We start from the raw sequence: 20,196 nt of genomic DNA on the forward strand, positions 1-20,196 counted from the left end.
GTTGCGTGAAAATCCGCAGGATTTTCGGGTTAAGAAACTAAGTTAGCAAAATTGCGAGGATTTTCCGTGAGGAAAATCAGAAGCAATGAATTATACACGGTGTTGTACAACGTTTTTTATTTTATTATTTGTTCGATTAATCCGTCGTCGATTTTCTCGGTGTTTAATTTTATATATCGATAAGATTTGACTATAGAACTGTCAATTTCTAAAATCAAAACTTTGTTTTTGTTCGAGTAAGCAATTCCATTTTTGAAAGTCAGATAATCGGTTCCAAATTCCGATTCTAATTCTGTTTTTGAGAGTCCAATTAGATTAGCTTTTCCCAAATCAGAATCTTTATTATTTATCTTTAATTCAATTAATATTTCAGTTTTGTCTTCATAGTTGTGTTGGTTTTTTCCGTATTTAAAGACAACTATTTCATTAATTTCTAATTGTCTATTTACAGTAGAAATGAAGTTATAACTATAAAAAATAGAATCATTAATTTTTGGTTGAAAGTAGTATTCCAAACCATTTGTCACACTCGTAGTGACATCTCTTTTTGTTTTATTTTTAAATTCTTGTAAGTCAATAGGATTTTCAAGAAAAGTGGTCAAATTTAGGTTTTTTAAATATTTTTCTTGTTCCTCTTTGTCAGGGTAGGGAAGTAATTCAAACCTATTTGTTTTAATTTTATCTGAATTATTTTCAGTTGCATTTTTACAACTAATACTAACCAAAAATATTACGATTAAAATTCCAAATTTCATTTTTTGGCAAATGTTGTACAACGGTGTCGTATAAGAATAGTTGCGGGTTTACGTGCGAGGATTTTCCGCAGGAAAATCAGACGTAGTAAACTTGCAACTACCTTTGGTTACGCCCAGAACTGAGCAATTATTTTTATACATTGTTGTGCCTAGTTGTTTTTTAATTCAGCTCGATGTTTGTCCGATAGACAAGGTTCTGCGAATTCAATAATTCCGTCATTTTCATATTCGTCTAATATTTTTCTTATTCCCGAATAATTAACTTGTTTTACAATTTCCATTGAAAAGTAAGTGTCATTAAGTCCTTCGCTTTCACAATCCAATTCTTTAAATCGGTTTCTAATAATTTCTTTGTCAAATCCTTTTTTGGTTATGACTACTAAAACTATAGAATTTCCAGAATGTTTGGTTGTTTTTTTATAAGTCAGCATTTTTTCCGATTCGTCAAATTCCGCGTAAAATTCGTCATCGGTTGCGACTTGTGGTCCGTAGAAAGGAATATTGTCCAATTTATAAATTCCTTTATCCTTGTCAATTATTTCTGCCCACATAGTTTCTACAGTCAGTTCGTCAAGAACATTGCTGTGATATTTGAATAAAATTTTCTCGTATTTTTCTTTAGTTTCTGTCATTCTGCAATTAGGCACAACGGTTTGTGTATAGTTTCGTTGCGTGAAAATCCGCAGGATTTTCGTGTTAAGAAACTAAGATAATAAAGTTGCGAGGATTTTCCTTGAGGAAAATCAGAAGCAATGAATTATACACTGTGTTGTGTACCGTTTTTATTTACATTTTTCAATTCTTGCTCTAACAATAGAGTCAAATTTTCTTTCTTTTTTAAAATCATATTGAACTGTGGAATCACGAATTACTTGAAATTCTGAATAATGGACAGTCAAAGGTGATTCAGATGAAATTCCGCCATTTGGCATTTCCCCTGGAAAATTACCCGAAGCTCCAAATCCAATTCCAGGAACATTTTTAGTTCCTTTTTTATAGTTTTCGTATCGTTCAAGTTTAACTCTTTCCCCATTTTTGTCAATCGAATAGTATTCGTGGTCAATTATTCCACTTTTGAATTCATAGTCGACAAACAAAATTCCGTCATTTGGAATTTCTAAAATTCTTCTTCCATTTTCTACTTTTGGTTTAATTCCGCATTTTAATCCATAAATTATTTTAATCTTTCCGTTGAAATTTTCAGGAACAAGATAAGTTTCAGGTTCTATTGTATTGATTTTGGTCCAAATCGGCCAAAATGCAACAATTCCGACAATACTTCCCAAAATCCATATAGTTTTAATTTTCAGTTTTCTCTTAGATAATAGAATTAGGATTATACCAACTATGAAAATAGGTAATCCAATAATTGCAAAAAAAGCTGCGAATGTCAATCCGAATGCTCCGATTAACAAAAGTGCGATTCCAAAGTAGAAAAGTATGTCGTTAGTTTTCTGGTTCATTCGAATGGTACACAACGGTTTGTGTATAGTTTCGTTGCGTGAAAATCCGCAGGATTTTCGTGTTAAGAAACTAAGATAGCAAAGTTGCGAGGATTTTCCGTGAGGAAAATCAGAAGCAATGAATTATACACTGTGTTGTGTGTAGTTTTTATCTTTTAGCTTGTTTATTTTTTGGAATATTTATTACTCCACACCCATCAACGAGATATTCATTATTCATTTCTTTTAATCTCATTGTAATTGTAAATCCTTCCCAACTTTTGGCTTCTACAGTTAAAAAGTTTGAAGTTGAGTCAAATTCGGTAAGTTTAAAACCATCGTCAGGGTAATCTTGAGCGTCGAAAATTGGGTCAAACCCAAGTCCATATTCAGGATCTTTTTCTTCAGCGTCTTGAATCATTTTGGTCAGTTCTGATTTAAATTTTTGACTGACATTTGGATAGCTATTTACCCACTCAATAATTCCTATTTGCTCTTTCATTTTGTTGCAGTTTGAAACATAGTCATTAATAAATTTTGTAGCTACATATGTAATCGAATCTGAGATTTCTGGAGTGTTTGGAATTTCTTTAAGTGGTTTATTTTCTATGGTTTTAATTTCTTCTATATTATCAATTTTATTTTCAATTTCTTCTTTGTTTTTTATAATACTGATTTTATCCTTTGAGTTATTACAACTTAGAGCAATGAAAACCAGTAAGATTAAGCTCGACTTTTTCATCAATTTTAAATGTTGGTTTGATTTTACTAATTACACACAACATAGGGATAAACCCCATGGGGTTTATCACCATTATATTTATTACATCAAATCTACATATAATTCTTACATATCGAGTGGATTTGTAATAGAATTAAACGTATTGCTGGCTACATGGGTGTAAATCTCCGTGGTTTTTGTAGAATTGTGTCCCAATAGGAGTTGAATGTATCGAAGGTCGGTGCCTGCCTCTAAAAGATGTGTTGCAAAACTATGTCTTAGAGTGTGGGCGGTTACTCGTTTTTTTATTCCAGCCTTTTTTGAGGCTTTGTCTATTATTCTTCCAACGCTTGTGGTACTGTATTTTTCCTTGTTTTGTCCCTCGAAAAGGTATGTTTCTGGTCTATATTCAACATAATACGTCCTCAGATCATCAAGTGTTGACTGTGCCAATAGAGTATATCTGTCCTTGTTGCCCTTGGCATCGTTAACCTTTACAAGCATTCTAGAGCTGTCAATATCTTTGGGTTTTAGGTTGAGCATTTCTCCGAGCCTTAGGCCAGCGGAATACAGCAGGGAAAGGATGCATTTGTGTTTAAGGTTGGTGGTCGCTTCCAGTAGATTTTTTACTTCTGTTTTGGACAGGACAATTGGCAATTTCGTTTGTTTTCTAGGGCGTTCAATATCATAAAATCTGTTTGGCATGCCTAATACCATTTCATAATAGAATTTGATGCTGTTGATGGTTTGGTTGATATAGGAGTTTGACCATTTAAGGCTTACCAAATACATGAGATAGTTTCTAACGTCAAGCTCATCCAGTTTGTCAATATCCTTGGCAGGGTAGTGGTTGATAAACTTTTCAAAGCATGAAACGTATGTTTTTACAGTGTTGTTGGCATAATGCTTGAGTTCAAGTTTATCAAGGTAGGAGTCGGGGCATACCTTGTAACCATCTGGTTTTTCCCTGTTCCTGAACCATTTCACATCAAATTCCTCATCGAGCATTTTTGCGTTTGTTTTTTCGAAAAAATAATTGGTATTGATCCAAGCTACACCACGGAAAAGGTTGAAGATGGCATTGAGATTTCTTTTGTGGTTCGGTACGTAGTACATTCCAAAATCATTGCTCCATTCAATGCCGTCCAGTTCTTTTATCATACTGTTCAGAACTTTGTCGGAACTGAACTTGAGCCCAATGTACTTTTTGTTGTCAATCAAAAGGTGTTTGAGTGAGATATGTTTTCTGACTTCCATATTTTTTGGTTTGGTTATAGTAATATTACTGAAAATAAATAACTTAGTCGTATGTCAAACGTATATGATACATTTGTATTCGTTTGTACACGTTTGTAAACGTTTGTACATGGATAAATTGAAACCAACCGTTAAATGTTTGAAATGCCGAAAGAAACTAAAAGGGCGTTCCGACAAGAAATTCTGCAATGACCATTGCAAAAGTGCCTACCATTACAGAAAGAGCCTTGAAGGAGAACTTAAGTTTTACAATGATGTATTACGTGTCCTTCGCAACAACAGGAAAATATTGAAACTCTACAATAGGGCAGGGAAGTCCACTGTAAGATGTGAGGTTTTGTTGAAAGAAGGCTTCAATCCAAATTTTTTCACCCATTACTGGAAGAATGGCAAAGGGGATGTGTACCTGTTCGTTTTCGAGTTCGGTTTTTTGAAAAGGAGCGAACATGGAAATGACAAATATGTGCTTGTAAAATGGCAGGAATATATGGAGCATTGAATATTATGAGAAAAACAATGCTCCGTATTGTTTGTCAAGTAAGAAAGAATACCACATTTCCCGTTTGAACATCATAAAATGCAGTTCTGCCCATATGATCCTTTGGAACATTGTTAACTGGCAGGTATCTGTTAGTTATTAGGTTTTTTAGGTCCTCGATGTCTTTTTTTGTTGCAGGTTCACTTGCTTTAGGCGTGAATATTTTCTTTACTGTGTCATAGGCCATATTTCCTGCGATGTTATTTGCCACGCCACCCCACGACATTTGCTCTGTTTTTGTTTTTTGGTCTTCCTTTGGCGGAGCTAGATCAGTTTCTTTAGCTGTTGGAGTTAAATTAGGGACTCCCTGTTTCTGTTGCCAATTACGGCTTCTACAGGAATTGCTACAGAATTTTTGTTGGCCTTTTCTTTTGGGTATGTAGTCATCGCCACAATAGTGGCAAATTTCGGTTTCCTTCATTTATGCGTAAATTAAACGTTTAATTTACGCATAAATGTAAGAAAGTTTACAGATCCAACCTAAAAATACCTTTTAAAATACTTCTTTCGGCTTCCTCATTGCTGATAAGCGGCTGTTTTTTAACGGGCTTGTCAGTAATTGTTTTTGCCTTTATTTTTTGAGGGGTATCGGTCAAAGGTTCTTTTGGGGTTTGATTGTGGACTCCTTCAAAACTAAAACCGTTATCGTTTAATTTTTGGAGCTCATCAAAAGAATCCCCAATGATGGATTTTATATTCGGCTTGACATTTTGGGCCTGGAAATTCGGTTTGCGGAAGTGTTGGACAAAGAGATTTCTATGTTCGGTGTAATTTGTATGCTGTAGCCTGAAAAGGGGAGTGGCTTCATTCAAATTATCGAGGTACTGGGCCATGTTGTCATTGAGCCAACCAGTGACATAACAGATGGCCTCCAACTGTTCCAGATATTTTTTTGCCACATAGTCAAATTCAATTGCTTCCGATTCCCCTTTTTTATGTAGCAATTGGAAAAAATTTTTTTCCAATGTCCCTGCTTTCATCATCATTTTGCCACTGTCCCGTTTGCTGTCCAGTTCAATTGGACCCGCATAGTTGTCGAACAGCAGGGCTTTGTTTAAGAAGTCCTTTTCTTTTAGGGCTTCAATTTTCATAAGTTCCTCCGCCAAAATTGAATCTTTCGGAATGAAGAACAGAAAATCGATCCAGAGATTTTTAAGGAGATCCAAATAGAAATCGTGTAGGGGTGTTCTATCCATTGGTTTGTTTTAGCATTTCAGAATAATCTTCGGGCAGTTCGGCATCGATATCCCTCAAATATTTTTCCAGTGCCGCCATGGATGAATGCCCAGTTATGAGCATGAGCTTGCTTTTGGCTTCAAATGGAGAGGATTCCTTCACAAGTGCCCTGTAGAGTTTGGTAATATAGGTGTGCCTGAAACTGTAGAGTCCATAATCGGTTCCCAAATTGAAATGGTCCTTAACCACTTTTTTGAACCGTTTTGAGAAGTAGTCCCTTTTGTTGATGAGTGCCGTGTCCCAATCCCCACCCAATTTATCGGGAGTGAACAGTACGGACTCGCTGTCCATTTTTGAGAGGTTAGGCAGTTCGTTCCAAAGAATCTCAGGGATTATCTTGGTCTTCAATGGACTGTTCTTTGCCTTAAACTGAATGGTCCTATTGTTTACATTGATATCTTTTACTTTTAACCTACAGACTTCAATAGGTCTCAAAAAGTTATAGGAGATAAACTTTATATATAATAGGAGTATGGGGTCTTTCTCTTCCAGATATTCAAAAATGGCTTCTTGGGTTTCGTTGGAATAGGTCTTGTTCCTCTCGGGGGTGGACTTAAGAACAGGTATTTTCTTTATGAAATTTGATTCTATAATGTCATTGTCCTCCAAGACCTGCACAAGACTGCTCAAATCCGTTCGGTAATTGTTCCTGTTTCTTGCACTGGTGTTGGTCAACATATCGTTTAGAAATGCAGAGACCACTTTTTTGTTCAACTGTTCAATGTTCTTGACCTCGGGAGCATTGTTTTCGATCCACTTCAGAAAAGTATCAACCCTGCCCTCGTATCCCTTTACGGTTGTTTTGCTGAGCAATTTCCTTTTGATGTTCAGTGAAAAGTCAAAGGCTTCCCTAAGGGATGTTTGGGGGATTTCAACCTCGGGAACTTCCGTTTCAATCGGCTCTACTTCCTTTTTGGGAGTGTTGTCCAGTGCGGTCTTTGCAGGGGGAGTGATTTCCTCTTCTTTTTTGCCGTTAAGTTTTTGGTAGAGTTCCGTATTGTCAGCAAAAGGGTTGTAGCCCTGTTTTAGAAGTTTCAGGATGGTCTTTCTGTAAATGGTCAGTACTTCGAGGCGCTCTTCTTTGGTTTTATATTTATTGGTCTCTCCATAAAAGGGAGTAATCCGTTTTAGTTTTCCTGATTTTGGGTCTCGGAAGGAGAAATATACATACCATCTTTTGGAAATATCTCCCTTTGCGGTGTAGATTTTTGGGTTGGAAAAATTCTTTTTTTGGGACAAATCGTATGCAGTTTCGTATTCACTTTCGTATGCAAAAGCAATAATCTGTTCAGACGTAAACATAAAAAAAGCGGTTTAGTAAAACCTAAACCGCTCATTTGCAAATGATTGCTTCTTGTAGCGAGGACGAGATTTGAACTCGTGACCTCTGGGTTATGAAGGAATTTTTATATCCCCAAAACGCCCGTTTTATGGGGTTTCCAGCCCATTGTATGAGAAATCGTGTTCCAAAAACGTGTTCAGTTTCTGTTCACTTTTTTGTTAATAGTTTACTGATATAAAACTAGTTAAAAAAGTGAAGAATCAAAGCCTCATCCATAAAAAAAATGAACACGTTGAAGTAGGTGTAAAATGAAAAGAAAATGGGTTTTCATAAGCAATAAAAAAGTGCCTCAAAAGGCACTTTTTTATGAATCGATTTCCAACTGTTTGTATCTTGTTTCGAGCAAAGTTGTATAGGCTTCTTTCATTGTTTTTGATAGGAATGAGCTTTCTATCCATTTAAAAGCTTTTGGTTTGTTTTTGTGCATGCGTTTGAAGGAACCGCTAATTTGTTTTTCGGTCAGTCCTAATCCTTTGCCCAACAATTCAAAATGTTCCCGTTTTAACTTCTTTTTCTTTCCAGAAAGCGTAAGTGCCAATTCTTCGGTATCTTCAGGAAGCAGGATGGTAACATTCAATAGGTCGTAAGCGGGAGCCAATACCCATCCAGAAAGGCTTTCCATCATTGAAAAATTCTTTAAGTGCATATCATTGTTTCCTGTTAGGAAAACAAACAAAGCCAGTTCAAAATAAAAGATTTTGTCAAGCAGTGTGTTTTCTGAATAGGAGTCAAGGGCCTTTCCAACTCTTTCCATGGAGCTTTTATATTTGTCGAAAGCCTCTGTGATCTGGAACATATCAATCATGTGGAGTTTTTCGCCACTTTCGGTTCTGTCAATACGTTTGGTGATATAGGATAGTTCCCCTGAAGCCAATCGAATTAATGAGGACGGAACTACACGAATTCCAAAAGCTTCCGCAATACGCATGGTGACATGTTCATTTTCTGGCATTTCAGGAAACTTATCGGAAGGAGGCTTAAAAATGTATTGCCCACCCAAAGCTCCAACCACCGTTAACCTCGTATCGGGATGGTCTTGGGCTTCTTTTATCAGGGACATGGATAATTTCGCCTGAACACCAGGGACAGCAACACTGCGTTCTACAATGTTTTTTGCCAGTTGATCCATTTGATCAAGTGAATAATCAATTTTTGGAGGCATAGGACTGGCAAAAAATTCCAAGGAGCATTTTTTATGGAAGTCCGTATTGGGCTCTGTTGGCTTATAGCAGTATAAACATTTGTGTTCCATGTAGCTATTCTTTAGGTAAAACACTTACGGCTCCAATGCAATTGGCACAACAGGCCAATAAAAGTCCCATACGGTCATTTCGGTTGATCTTCCAATTTTTGGAGGCAATATCCAGTAACCAACCTTCAGGAATGAGGCCTTCAAAGAAAGGGAAAAGGCGTTTTTCCGTATAAGGTTTTGAGCTTACGGGCATGGTAAAAGTGATGAATTTGTCTGGATAGTCTTTGACGTATTCTGGAACATATTGAAACACGTATTCGCCATCGTCGGTTTCAGTTAATACACCTGCCAGAATCTCCTTGTAATATACGTTCCCCTGTCTCATTTATTCAGTTCTTTACTGTTAACAGGAGCCAATTCATGACCAAACATGGCTAGGACCAAATTCACTTTGTCCATGTTTAGATTGGTTTTGCCTTGTTCTATTTTTCGTATCACCGTTAAAGCCACGCCTGTACGGTCAGCAAATTCTTCCTGTGTAAGGTTGACCTCTTTTCTACGTTCCTTAACAAATTCAGATAATCTTTTCATTATATGCAATTGAATATAATATTGTGTAAATATAGTAAATTATATGTAATTGAATATAATTTGTGTTGTTTTTAATGTTTTGTATGTAAAAGCATATAAATTTATGGTGTAGAAATAAAAAACGGTTTAGAGTAATGCTAAACCGTTTTTATGCGATTAAGAAATAGATAATAACCCCTATTACGTTTCCTAACTTTTAACTTGATTAGCTTTGTATTCTACCAAGCTAGATAATAAAGTAGTATTAAAAACGTCAACAACACTTCTCATGGTAAGGCCAATGCCATTAATAGATTTTAAATATTCTGTAAGAAGTTCTGCGTTGTTAAAAGGTAAGCATAGGTATTCCTTTTTATCATTTTTTAATTTTATTACAATGATAGATAGAGCTTTTTTCTCTTGAGTTTCAGTATGAATAAGGTATTGATACTTTAACTTAAAGCCATTGTATTCAAAATCTTTAATCGTTTTGAATTCATAGCCTTCTTTTATGCCAAGCCCTAGTTCTATTGCTTGAGGATACCCTTTAGTAAGATAATTATATTCCTCTTGAGAAGTAATCACTCCTTTCTTTGCAGTTTCTTGAGGTTCTTGAGTAGTCTCCTGTGAAAAAGTTGAAAGGGACATTGTGAAAAGCATTATGCAAAAAGCAATTTTTTTCATGTGTAATTTTTGTTGGTTCTTAATTTGTTTTATGGTTTTGTAGTTAACAGAATCAATTAGAATGAATATCCAATTCTAAGGGCTCCACGATGTTGCCAGTTGTCTACGTATTTATTGTCGATAAATCCTTGACCTTTGATCTCGATATTCCATGCAGTACCAATAATTGGCTCAACAATTAAGTTTCCAAACTTAAATTTGTAACCTAACTCAGGGCTGAAAAGTGATAAGTAGCTAAAGCGTCCGTCTACACCGTTTTCATCAAACCATACGGCTCCAAAGTTGAAATTATTGCCAATGTAGAATCCTTTAGCGTTTTCTTTGTTGAAATATGTTTTACTTCCAAGCCAAAACGTGTATCCATTACCTGTAGCAGATCCAACAGGAGTAGAATAGTCCATCATACTGTAACCTAAAAATGCGGTTGCAGTTTTAATTGGTTTATCTGAATCTTCATTGTTGGAAATGATTTCAAGTTCTATACCTACATTTTGAAAATCTTGTGTGAACATAAATTCTCCCGATAGATCAAATTGAAATTTCTTGTCTTTGTCACCTTCTTCTTGGGAAAAACCTAAGGTAGAAACCATAAGGGCAATAGCTAATGTCTTGAATGTTTTTTTCATAAAATTTGGGTTTATTGGTTAGTAAACAATTGGTTGATTTAATCCAGAAACTAGGATTAAAGGACGACGAAAATAGGAAAAATGATCTAAAAAATTAACAAGAAATTACATGTTAACTTTAATGAATAGGAAACCAGTACGTTAGGTTTAAGTGTCATAATGGTAGTTAAGTTTATGTTTGAAAAAAGGAGATAAGTATTTTTTTTATTTGATTTCGACCTATATAATTTTTCATATTTTTAGCATTCTCAATAAAACCAATTTAACTCATTCAGTTCAGTCCTAATGGCAAATAGCACCCATGCTCATTTAAGGTACAATATTCTAGATTATTGTTTTCGCAATAAAGCGTTTAGCTTTGAAGAGTTATTAAGATATGTAAATGAAGGAATCACTATTTATTATCCCGGAGAAGGCATATCCGTTAGAACATTACGTGACGATCTTAAGGTTTTTAGGGATAAAGTCAACGGTTTTGGAGCACCATTACCAGAAAAGGTAAGAGTTTTAAAGTATTCAGACCCCAATTTTTCAATTGCTCAAAGGCCTTTATTAGAATATGAGCAATATTTAATAGATGCTGCTCAACAATTGTTGGAAAGGTTTGAGAATGATCCTAAATATGATAGGCTAGCAGAAGCTTTAATTAAGTTTCAGGATGAAGAGGAACAGCAAGATCAAGATGCAACTCAGGTGTTGTTTTATGACCATAATGAGGAGTATAAGGGTATAAAGTACTTAAAGCCTTTGTATCTAGCTATTAAAAAAAAGCAAGTGATCCAAGTTGTCTATAAGGGCTTCCAGGATGAAGAAACTACATCTTTTGAATTTCACCCTCAAATTCTAAAACAATATAACAGGAGATGGTTTGTTTTTGGGTTTAATGGCACAAAGGAGACTAAAGAATGGAGTATTCCTTTAGATGAAAGGCTTATTAGTTTTGATTTCGTTGACGGTGTTAATTACATCGAATCAGATACTGATTGGGATATATTCTTCAGAACTATGGTGGGAGTCGTTAGACCTAAAGATGCAAAAGTAGAAAGGGTCGTTGTAAAGTTTTATAATGGTAGAGAAAGCTATTTCAAGACAAAACCATTTCAGCCCGATTACGAGGAATTCTTTGAAGAAGAAAAACAAGACCAAGTTTGGTTTGAGACTATAATAAACAAAGAGTTAGTTCAGCAATTGTTGTCTTATGGTCAAGATGTTGAAGTGCTTGAACCTGAGGGTTTAAAAGAACAGTTAAGTGAACAATCAAAAACCATGCAGCAATATTACTGTAAATAAGTGTGCAAATACTTCGCATACATTGGTTGTTAATTTGCAGAGTAAAATTAAAATGGAAATACAATAATTATGACCTTACACGAAGCTATAGAACAAGTACTGCAAAATGCAGAAAAGCCTCTTTTATCAAGAGATATAGCTGAAATTATAAACAGTCAAAAACTTTACAAACGTAAAGATGGGCTTCCTGTATCTGCTTCTCAAGTAACTACTAGAGCTAATAACTACTCAAAATTGTTTACAAAGGAGGCGGGTAAAATTAAATTGGTTAAAGATGATATTATTAGCTTAAAATTTCAGCATTATCGTAATAGGCTGGTACATGAATCCAATGCGATAAGAACTTATGGTAGGGCAAACAAAATCGATCTACTTGTTCGTGCACTAGAAGAACTATTACACGAGGATAATTACGATTACATGTATAAAATTATTTCAGAACCAGAAATAAATTATACAAATAGAAACAATCATCCTAGAGAGAAACTGCTTGTAGCTCACAAGCTATGTGACTGGTTTTTTAAGCAATCAAATAATAGGTCGTTAAGATTAAGTGAAAAATTAATTACTGTGTTATCAGGCCTAAACTGGTTTCAAAATAAAGACAATGCTATCGAAACCTATTTTGAAGGCTATAATGACTTTATATTAAAAATTGCTGCCGATAATAAAGAGGCAACTTTTTCAATTAAAGAAGAATACAATCCTAACCTTTTTAATGAATTTGAATATGATAATCAGATTAACAAGGTAGTCTCAAAATTAATTGATCGAGGTAATTTTGCCTATATGAGGTCTCAAACAACAACTACGGGTATTTTCATCCCACCATTTAGAAGAAGTGCGGCTAGAAATTCAAAAGGGGAGTTTGATCTTATGTTATCTAAATTACAGAATAATCATGTTGATTTAGATAAGGCAATATTAATAGTACCTTCAGGTGTTTTAAGTAGTCAAGCATTCTTTAGGAAGGAAGCAAGAGAGCAAATTATAAACTCAGGGGCTTTAGATACTGTGGTGGCATTTCCTAATGGAATGTTGGAAAATACAGCAATGAATGTGTCCATGCTTATTTTCGATTTTAATATTAGAGATAATCAAGTGTTCTTTTTAGATGCTTCTAATAAATTAGTAGAAGATGTCTCAGAGTTGGTTAAAACAATGAATGATAAAAGATACGTTAAAGATGTCTCTAGAACTGTAACCAATCAAGACCTCTTCAATTATGATTTGGACCCTAAGCGATATGTGATTGATATTGACGATATAAAGGTTAAACCTGGTCATAAATTATATCATGTTGGGCAATTATTAGAACAGCGCAAATTTGGCTCTATGTTTCGTAATAAAAGTAGTTTATATGTTGGAGGTGAGTATAAGCTAATCAAAATGGGAGACATCGATAAAAATGGTCTTTATTTTGAACCAAAAGATAATATGCTCGGTATAGACCATGACGAAGTTGAAAATATCGATAAACACTTAGTTAGAGGTGGTGTAGTGTTGAGTGCCTTTAACAATAAAATTAAAGCATCGGTTTTGCCAAATGATGTGTCTTTTGCATTGGGGCAAAATGTATATTGGTTAAAATTTTATGATAATGAGGTTTTAGATGAATACGCCGCTAGAGAATTAACCCAATCATACGTAACCAAACAAGTCGAGTATTATTCTAAAGGCGCTACAATAGCTAGATTGAGTATGAGGGATTTAATGGAAATTCAAATCCAGATTCCAAATCTAGAAGAGCAAAAAAACATTCTGTTTAAAGAATTTAGAAAATCAGAAAAACAGGTTCAGGGAGACAATATTACTAACCAAGAACAAGATTTTATTAAAACGCTTAAGCACACGCTTAAGCAACCCTTATCAGGTTTAGGCAATGATTTTGTATCATTAAAATCATTTTTAAATAAAAAAATAAAAGCTAAAGATACAATTGGGAGTAACGAAACTATTGTACCGGTATTTGATACAGATACACCAGAGCAAATAGAAATCCACACCTTAAAAAACACACTGGACAGAATGGAACGTGCTGTGACCGATATGGATTATATTTTAGAGCAAGCTATAAAGATAATTTCTATTTCAGAGCCAATAAAAGAGAGTATTCAGCTGAAGAAATTCTTGCAAAACATAGCTTCAGAATATCCAAATATTCAATTTAAAATAACGGGGAAAGAAGTAGAGTTTTTGGCAGACCGTAAACAATTAAGAATTCTTATGCATAATTTTATTACTAATGCCATAAAACATGGGTTTAAAGATAGTTTAGAAAAACCAACAATATGGTTAGAGATAAAGGCTAAAGATACGATTTCATTTCAGTTGTCAATTCGCAATAACGGTGTGCCATTGCCACCAGAATTTACAATTCAGGATTTCCTAGCAAAAGGAAGCTCAATTAGGTCAGACGTAGGTAGCGGATTTGGTGGATTTTTAATAGGTTTAATATTAAAAAAACATAAAGCAACTATAGAGCTGATAAAAAATGAGGGCTTGGGTATAATGCCATATAATGTAGAATTTTTAATAACATTACTAAAATAAAAATAATGTCAAAACCTTTAAGAGTATTATTAGTTGACGATAAAAAAGATTATTGTGAATCCTTATCAGGAGTCGCGCGTCATAATAACATTCAGTTAGAGTATAAATTGGATTGGGAAACAGGCTTTGAATTTTTAAAGAACGACCTAAGTATTGAATTTGTTATCCTGGATGGAAAAGGCAAAATTGAAGCAGATCAGGAAACGGAAAAGGATAATTTTGTGATAAGAGCAATGAGAGATATAGACACATATTCAATACAAATAGGTAAACACATTCCTTACTGTGTAAATACAGGTTTCATTGACCGATTTGAAGCTCTAGAAGGTAATGTCAAAATTTTTGAAAAGAAAGATAGCGAACGAGACTTGATGTTTAAATATATAGCAGAACAGATCGCTATTTCAAATTATAGAACTGCAAGAATAGACTTTGAAGAAGCTTTTGTCGCATTCGATAAGGGAATTATTTCGAGAGATTTTGAAAGTGTCCTTGTTTCAATCATCATTGCATATAAAGATAGAGATTACCGTAAAGTTAACTTGAATGCGCAACGTGACTTTTTAGAGGGTATTTTTATTTCTCTAAATAGAGAAATACCTTGTATCCCACAGGCTTTATTTAAAGGAAATGGTTTGCCAAATCATGAATCCTGTACAAGATTTATGGAAGATAGAGATGCAAATGGTCATAAACTTAATAAGGGTGTATCTCAGGAAATTAAATCCGCTTTTAGAAAACTAAAGGAGTCAACTAATGGCTATTCTCATTTGTCGGATGAAGATATTGTGAAAACACCTTTTTGTGCCAATACCTTTTTAATCATGGAAATTCTAGAATGGCTACCAGAATTTGTTGAAACCAACTATAAAAATCACATATAATTTAAATGATCACAGGACAATTAAAATCCCAAATAGACCAAATATGGAATACCTTCTGGACAGGTGGTATCACCAACACCATTACTATTGTAGAACAGTTAACCTATCTCATCTTTATCAAAGATTTAGATGAAACCGAAACTCGTAACGAGCGTATGGCTAAGCGATTAAATAAAGAATTTAATCCCATTTTTGGTTCTGACCAACAAAACTTTCGATGGAAGAACTTAAAGGAAATGGACGTTAATGCCCGTCATGCCATATTTTCTAATAGTGTAGATGGTATATTTCCTTTTATACGTTCATTAGGAAGTAAAAAAAGTCTGTTCAGTACTTATATGAGTGGTGCTACCTTTGGGATTTCCAAACCTGCTGTTTTAGATCAGGTAATGGAAAAGTTGGAGCGTATTGATATGACCAATCAAGATACCAAAGGAGATATATACGAATATCTTTTGTCTAAATTGGAAGGTGGTGGTACCGCAGGGCAGTTTAGAACGCCACGCCACATTATTAAGCTTATGGTAGAGTTGATGCAACCAACTTTGGAGGATGTAATCTGTGATCCTTCAATAGGGACCGCTGGGTTTTTGGTGGCAGCTAAGGAATATATTGATAAGCATAACGATGTGACCCAATTGGATAAATACCGGGATCATATCAATAAAACGATGTTTAATGGGACTGAGTTCGATGCTACGATGTTACGTATAGCCTCTATGAACCTATACTTACATGGTGTGGAAGAGCCAAATATTATAGATGTTGATGCCGTGAGCAAGGATAACGAGATAAGCAATGCTCATACGCTTATCTTGGCAAATCCCCCGTTTACAGGTAAGATTGATAAAGCCAGTATAGCCCCTAGCCTTGTAAACGTAACCAACACCACGAAAACCGAGTTGCTGTTTTTGGCTCTTATGTTACGTCAGTTAAAAACTGGAGGAAGAGCAGCAGTGATTGTGCCGGATGGTGTAATGTTTGGTAGTGGTAAGGCCCATAAAAGCATTCGCCAGGAAATAGTGGAAAACAATAAATTGGAAGCCGTTATTTCTATGCCTAGTGGGGTATTTAAACCTTATACAGGGGTAAGCACTGCCATAATGATATTCACCAAAACAGGAAGTGGTGGTACTGATAATGTTTGGTTTTACGATATGCAGGCCGATGGAAAAAGTCTTGATGATAAAAGAAACTTATTGGTAGATGAGGAGTTATTTAACGATTTTTCTTTTGCAGAAGATTTAACACTTGGAAAGTTGGCAGAACTAGCCAAGGCTCACAACAATTTTAATTTACCACAAGTGTTGGATCACTTTCGCTATTTGAAAAGTGAGTATTTTGGTAAAATGCATGATAAAAGAGGGGAATTGCTGCATTTACACGATTTACCAAGCAATTTAGGCTTCGATAAGTTTTTGGATGGTACTTGCACCCATAATTTTGCAGACCGTACTTCTCAAAGTTTTTTGGTGCCGTTTAAGGAAATTAAAGATAACGCCTGGGATCTCTCTATTAATCGTTATAAGGACATCGTTTATGAGGAAGTTGAGTACGATGAACCTAAAATAATTTTAGAGAGGATTAAGAAGTTAGGAGAGGAAAGGGGTGAATTAATGAATAAAATGGGGAACTCATTATAATATGATTTTAGAGAAGAAAATCGCAGATGTTTTTACTTTTATTAGAAATGGTGTTTCAATAAAGCAAGATTCTTCATCAGGCGGGGTGCCTATTACTAGAATTGAAACAATTGCCAGTGAAAAAATTGATGAGAAAAGAGTAGGGTATGCAGATTTAGATTATGGAAATTTGGGTAAGTATGAAGGGTATCTTTTGAAAGAGGGGGATATATTAATGTCTCACATAAACAGTCCAAAACATTTGGGTAAATCTGCTATTTACGAAGGAAGCCCTAGGCACTTAATTCATGGTATGAATTTACTTTGTTTGAGAGCTAAACTAGAAGTGTGTTATCCAAAATATATGTCTTATTATTTTGCTTCTCAAAATTTTAAAAGTGACTTGATGAAGATATCTAATCAATCTGTTAATCAGGCTAGCTTTTCGGCTGGGAATTTAAAAAAATTGAAAATCCCCCTCCCAGACCTCGAAACCCAAAAACGCATCGCTCAAATTCTCGAGGATGCCGCTGCACTTCGTGACAAAACTAAAGAGCTACTAGGAGAGTATGATAAACTCGCGCAATCCATTTTTTTGGATATGTTTGGTGATCCGGTTGTTAATCCTAAAGGTTGGGAAAAAGAGCAAATTCAAAGTCTTGGTAAAACCATAACAGGTAATACTCCATCTAGGAAGATTAAAGAATATTATGGAGATTTTATTGAGTGGGTTAAAACGGATAATATTAACACTCCTGAAATGTATTTAACCAGTGCAATGGAATACTTGTCTGAAAGCGGATTGAGAGTAGGAAGAAGTGTCAATAAAGGGGCTATCTTGGTTACTTGTATAGCTGGTAGTAGAAAAGTAATAGGTAATGTTGCTGTTGCAAATAGAAGGGTGGCCTTTAATCAGCAAATAAATGCTTTCGAACCCAAAAACAAAATTTCTATGTTTTGGTACTACCAATTCGTTTTAGCGAAACCTTACGTGCAAAATTTTTCAACTAATGGGATGAAGGGGATAATTACTAAAGGAAAATTTCAACTAATAAAATTTATAAACCCTCCCATAGATCTCCAAAACCAATTTGCGGATAAAATAGCCTTGATAGAGCAACAAAAGGAATTGGCCAAACAAGAGCTTAAGGAAGCAGAAGATTTGTTTAACTGCTTATTACAAAAAGCGTTTAAAGGGGAGTTAGTGTAATTAAAATGGTATTTGGAGAGGCATGAAAATAAATAAACAATTAGTTGGAGTTGCGGGAGAATATTTTGTTGCGGCAGAATTATCGAGAAGAGGCTATTTGGCGGCAATTACCTTAAGGAATTCAGATGGAGTGGATATTTTAACGAGTAATATAGATGGATCAAAATCTTTCGCCATTCAAGTTAAAACGACTCAAGATAAAAAGAAATGGGTATTAAATAAGAAAATAGAGGATGAGGTTACTAAAGATAAATATTTTGTGTTTGTTACGTTGTATTCAGATCCTTCTAAATACCCGGATTACATTATAATTAAAGGCTCAGATTTAGGGAAGTTCATTAAGGAGGGGCATCAAAATTGGTTGAAAAATCCTGGTAAAAAAGGGCAGCAAAGAAAAGATACTTCAATTAGAGAATTTAATCCTTCATATATAGATCAGTCTAAGTTGATGAGTTGGGACGGATTTGTTGATTTAATAGAGGGTTAATCGTCTAAAAAGGTTAAGATTAATAATAAACACATTAGTTAAAAATTATGGAGAAAAGTGAAAATTTACATGATAAGTTCAATGAAATTATCACAATTCTGTTGAGGTCTAATTATCCGGACGTTCAAATTGAAGATGACGGACAGGGTAATGTACGTAATAATGTGTTTGTGATACCGTCAAGAGCGATTACGGTTAAAGTTTTTAATGATACATTTTATTGTCAATTAGATCCTAAAATAACAAGAAGAATGTCGCTTTTTAATCGAAACACATCTTGGTATATTGACCATTTAAAGTTCATTCTTAAATTAACGGCCAGTACGGGAAAAACATATGCATATCCTAGGATCAAGTTGCAAAAAAGTATGGAACCTGTTGACATTATGGCCTCTGCATGCTATATGTTTGCATGTGTTAATTATGCAATTAACTTCTTTTCAATGGCATTAAATGAGCACTATAATAATCAACTTCAAAGTTTGGCAGTACAAGAGGTGAAAACTTATGAGAAGTTGAGTGGTGATTTAACCCAAGTATATATATCCTATAAGAAAAAGGAAAAGTAATCATATGGAAGCCAAAAGAATTTGCATACCTGAATATGATTCCGAAAATAGATTTGTACTTGCTAAAGAAGGTATCAATAATTTGTTAGTAATATGCCTTAATCCAAGTACGGCAGATGCTACGACTGATGATGGAACCACTAGGAATATTGATCAAATAGCCTCAGTTAATGGTTTTGATGGTTGGTTATTGTTCAATCTGTCGCCAGAACGTACATCAAGACCGGAGGAATTAAGTGTTGAACCTTATAAGCCAGACCATGAGATGAATATCAATCTTTTGGAAGGGTATTTTTTAGCCAATCAATTAAAAATTAATAATGTTTTATTGGCTTGGGGGAATAATATTACGGCCTTATTAGACCTTCCATATTTAAGGGAGAACGCTGTGCATATACTCAATATATTAAAAAAATACAGGTTGGACTATTGGTGTATTAAGCATACACATAAGGGACATCCGTTTCATCCCGCTTCTCAAGGCCTTAATAGATATGTGGGCCCTGTCGGAGATATTATATTGAAACCTTTTGATGTGCAAAGTTATTTGAAGGTATTAACTAAAGATAGCTAGTTTTAAGAGGGTAACAAGACTAAACAAATGATGTTTACTCAAGTTGATTCTGGATTATAAGACAAATACAAGTAGTTTAAATTTATATGAATTATAAGAAAGAACCTTATCCAAAATGTCTAAAACAGTTGCTGTTGGAAGCACATGAATTGGCAATAGAGTTAAAAGATAAGCTATCTCATGATTCTACGCCAATTCTTAAAGATTTGTATAGGGTTGCCAATGATAAGGTTTGGAGACAAACAAACTTATTCGAAGAGTTAGGCTATTTCCCAAATAATGTCTCGGGGAAATCCGGATCGGAGAACGAGTTTAAGGGAATATATGTTTTTGGAGAACAGCAAGGTGATAAAGTGGTTCCGGTATATGTTGGAATAAGCCGTACTATCTTCAGAAGGTTGCGGCAACATGGATGGGGAAAATTGCATAACGAATGCACATTAGCTTATTTACTCTCTAACCATGAAGATCCCAACATAACTAGAGCTAGTGTTACAAATGAATTTTTGAACACCTCCAAGGAACAACTTAGAAACTATAAGGTTGTATTACATCCTGTAGAAGAAGATTATAACCTTTATTTTTTAGAAGTTGCTTTGGCGGGAATTTTTAAGGCCAAATGGAATAGTTTTAGAACACATTAG

General features: G+C 34.7%; 23 protein-coding genes. 10 read left to right on the forward strand and 13 right to left on the reverse strand.

What is annotated here, in order from left to right:
* Positions 1 to 116: 116 nt before the first annotated feature.
* From RBH95_RS06815 to xerA, 5 genes are all read right to left on the reverse strand, one after another.
* Entirely contained in the window at positions 117 to 755 is a 639-nt protein-coding gene (locus RBH95_RS06815; protein WP_307901933.1) for a hypothetical protein, read from the reverse strand.
* Between the two features lie 149 nt (positions 756 to 904).
* Positions 905 to 1,387, reverse strand: a complete 483-nt coding sequence (locus RBH95_RS06820; protein ID WP_307901934.1) for a DUF4265 domain-containing protein — start codon at positions 1,385 to 1,387, stop codon at positions 905 to 907.
* A 150-nt stretch (positions 1,388 to 1,537) separates the two neighbouring features.
* Positions 1,538 to 2,218 carry a hypothetical protein gene (locus RBH95_RS06825; RefSeq protein WP_307901935.1) on the reverse strand — a complete coding sequence of 227 codons (681 nt, stop codon included), beginning with the start codon at positions 2,216 to 2,218 and terminating at the stop codon, positions 1,538 to 1,540.
* A 148-nt stretch (positions 2,219 to 2,366) separates the two neighbouring features.
* Positions 2,367 to 2,939: a hypothetical protein gene (locus RBH95_RS06830; RefSeq protein WP_307901936.1), complete on the reverse strand. Its 573-nt coding sequence runs from the start codon at positions 2,937 to 2,939 to the stop codon at positions 2,367 to 2,369.
* Positions 2,940 to 3,044: 105 nt separating this feature from the next.
* Entirely contained in the window at positions 3,045 to 4,175 is a 1,131-nt protein-coding gene (xerA, locus tag RBH95_RS06835; RefSeq protein WP_307901937.1) for a site-specific tyrosine recombinase/integron integrase, read from the reverse strand.
* Between the two features lie 109 nt (positions 4,176 to 4,284).
* Between xerA and RBH95_RS06840 the strand changes: the two genes are divergently transcribed.
* Positions 4,285 to 4,674, forward strand: coding sequence for a hypothetical protein (locus RBH95_RS06840; RefSeq protein ID WP_307901938.1), 390 nt, complete (start codon positions 4,285 to 4,287; stop codon positions 4,672 to 4,674).
* 34 nt (positions 4,675 to 4,708) lie between these two features.
* On the opposite strand, the gene RBH95_RS06845 is transcribed toward RBH95_RS06840, so the two are convergent.
* The 8 genes from RBH95_RS06845 to RBH95_RS06880 form a co-directional block, all read right to left on the reverse strand.
* Entirely contained in the window at positions 4,709 to 5,134 is a 426-nt protein-coding gene (locus RBH95_RS06845) for a hypothetical protein (RefSeq protein ID WP_053977303.1), read from the reverse strand.
* Between the two features lie 46 nt (positions 5,135 to 5,180).
* Positions 5,181 to 5,909 carry a hypothetical protein gene (locus RBH95_RS06850; protein ID WP_307901940.1) on the reverse strand — a complete coding sequence of 243 codons (729 nt, stop codon included), beginning with the start codon at positions 5,907 to 5,909 and terminating at the stop codon, positions 5,181 to 5,183.
* Positions 5,902 to 7,251, reverse strand: a complete 1,350-nt coding sequence (locus RBH95_RS06855; RefSeq protein ID WP_307901941.1) for a site-specific integrase — start codon at positions 7,249 to 7,251, stop codon at positions 5,902 to 5,904. The genes RBH95_RS06850 and RBH95_RS06855 overlap by 8 nt, the downstream gene beginning before the upstream one ends.
* Before the next feature lie 344 nt (positions 7,252 to 7,595).
* Entirely contained in the window at positions 7,596 to 8,543 is a 948-nt protein-coding gene (locus tag RBH95_RS06860) for a HipA domain-containing protein (protein ID WP_307901942.1), read from the reverse strand.
* A gap of 4 nt (positions 8,544 to 8,547) precedes the next feature.
* Complete coding sequence (locus RBH95_RS06865; protein WP_053993051.1) at positions 8,548 to 8,868, reverse strand: HipA N-terminal domain-containing protein; 321 nt, start codon at positions 8,866 to 8,868, stop codon at positions 8,548 to 8,550.
* A complete protein-coding gene (locus RBH95_RS06870; protein ID WP_053993052.1) occupies positions 8,865 to 9,074 on the reverse strand; it encodes a helix-turn-helix domain-containing protein in 210 nt (69 codons plus the stop codon). The genes RBH95_RS06865 and RBH95_RS06870 overlap by 4 nt, the downstream gene beginning before the upstream one ends.
* 189 nt (positions 9,075 to 9,263) lie before the next feature.
* A complete protein-coding gene (locus RBH95_RS06875) occupies positions 9,264 to 9,737 on the reverse strand; it encodes a hypothetical protein (protein WP_307901943.1) in 474 nt (157 codons plus the stop codon).
* A 56-nt stretch (positions 9,738 to 9,793) separates the two neighbouring features.
* Positions 9,794 to 10,363, reverse strand: coding sequence for a hypothetical protein (locus tag RBH95_RS06880; protein WP_307901944.1), 570 nt, complete (start codon positions 10,361 to 10,363; stop codon positions 9,794 to 9,796).
* A gap of 285 nt (positions 10,364 to 10,648) precedes the next feature.
* Here RBH95_RS06880 and RBH95_RS06885 point away from each other — a divergent pair, with 285 nt between their 5' ends.
* From RBH95_RS06885 to RBH95_RS06925, 9 genes are all read left to right on the forward strand, one after another.
* Positions 10,649 to 11,653 carry a YafY family protein gene (locus RBH95_RS06885; protein WP_307901945.1) on the forward strand — a complete coding sequence of 335 codons (1,005 nt, stop codon included), beginning with the start codon at positions 10,649 to 10,651 and terminating at the stop codon, positions 11,651 to 11,653.
* Between the two features lie 69 nt (positions 11,654 to 11,722).
* Complete coding sequence (locus RBH95_RS06890) at positions 11,723 to 14,206, forward strand: restriction endonuclease subunit S (RefSeq protein WP_307901946.1); 2,484 nt, start codon at positions 11,723 to 11,725, stop codon at positions 14,204 to 14,206.
* 5 nt (positions 14,207 to 14,211) lie between these two features.
* Positions 14,212 to 15,090: a hypothetical protein gene (locus RBH95_RS06895; protein ID WP_307901947.1), complete on the forward strand. Its 879-nt coding sequence runs from the start codon at positions 14,212 to 14,214 to the stop codon at positions 15,088 to 15,090.
* Between the two features lie 5 nt (positions 15,091 to 15,095).
* Positions 15,096 to 16,733 carry a class I SAM-dependent DNA methyltransferase gene (locus RBH95_RS06900; RefSeq protein ID WP_307901948.1) on the forward strand — a complete coding sequence of 546 codons (1,638 nt, stop codon included), beginning with the start codon at positions 15,096 to 15,098 and terminating at the stop codon, positions 16,731 to 16,733.
* A gap of 1 nt (position 16,734) precedes the next feature.
* Entirely contained in the window at positions 16,735 to 17,922 is a 1,188-nt protein-coding gene (locus tag RBH95_RS06905) for a restriction endonuclease subunit S (protein ID WP_307901949.1), read from the forward strand.
* A 22-nt stretch (positions 17,923 to 17,944) separates the two neighbouring features.
* A complete protein-coding gene (locus RBH95_RS06910) occupies positions 17,945 to 18,409 on the forward strand; it encodes a hypothetical protein (RefSeq protein ID WP_307901950.1) in 465 nt (154 codons plus the stop codon).
* A gap of 47 nt (positions 18,410 to 18,456) precedes the next feature.
* The gene (locus tag RBH95_RS06915; RefSeq protein ID WP_307901951.1) at positions 18,457 to 18,978 is read left to right on the forward strand and encodes a hypothetical protein; all 522 of its coding nucleotides are present in this window, start codon (positions 18,457 to 18,459) and stop codon (positions 18,976 to 18,978) included.
* Between the two features lie 4 nt (positions 18,979 to 18,982).
* The gene (locus RBH95_RS06920) at positions 18,983 to 19,552 is read left to right on the forward strand and encodes a DUF1643 domain-containing protein (protein WP_307901952.1); all 570 of its coding nucleotides are present in this window, start codon (positions 18,983 to 18,985) and stop codon (positions 19,550 to 19,552) included.
* Between the two features lie 86 nt (positions 19,553 to 19,638).
* Positions 19,639 to 20,196, forward strand: a complete 558-nt coding sequence (locus tag RBH95_RS06925; RefSeq protein ID WP_307901953.1) for a hypothetical protein — start codon at positions 19,639 to 19,641, stop codon at positions 20,194 to 20,196.

The sequence above is a fragment of the Mangrovimonas sp. YM274 genome (genome assembly GCF_030908385.1).
Lineage (GTDB): Bacteria > Bacteroidota > Bacteroidia > Flavobacteriales > Flavobacteriaceae > Mangrovimonas_A.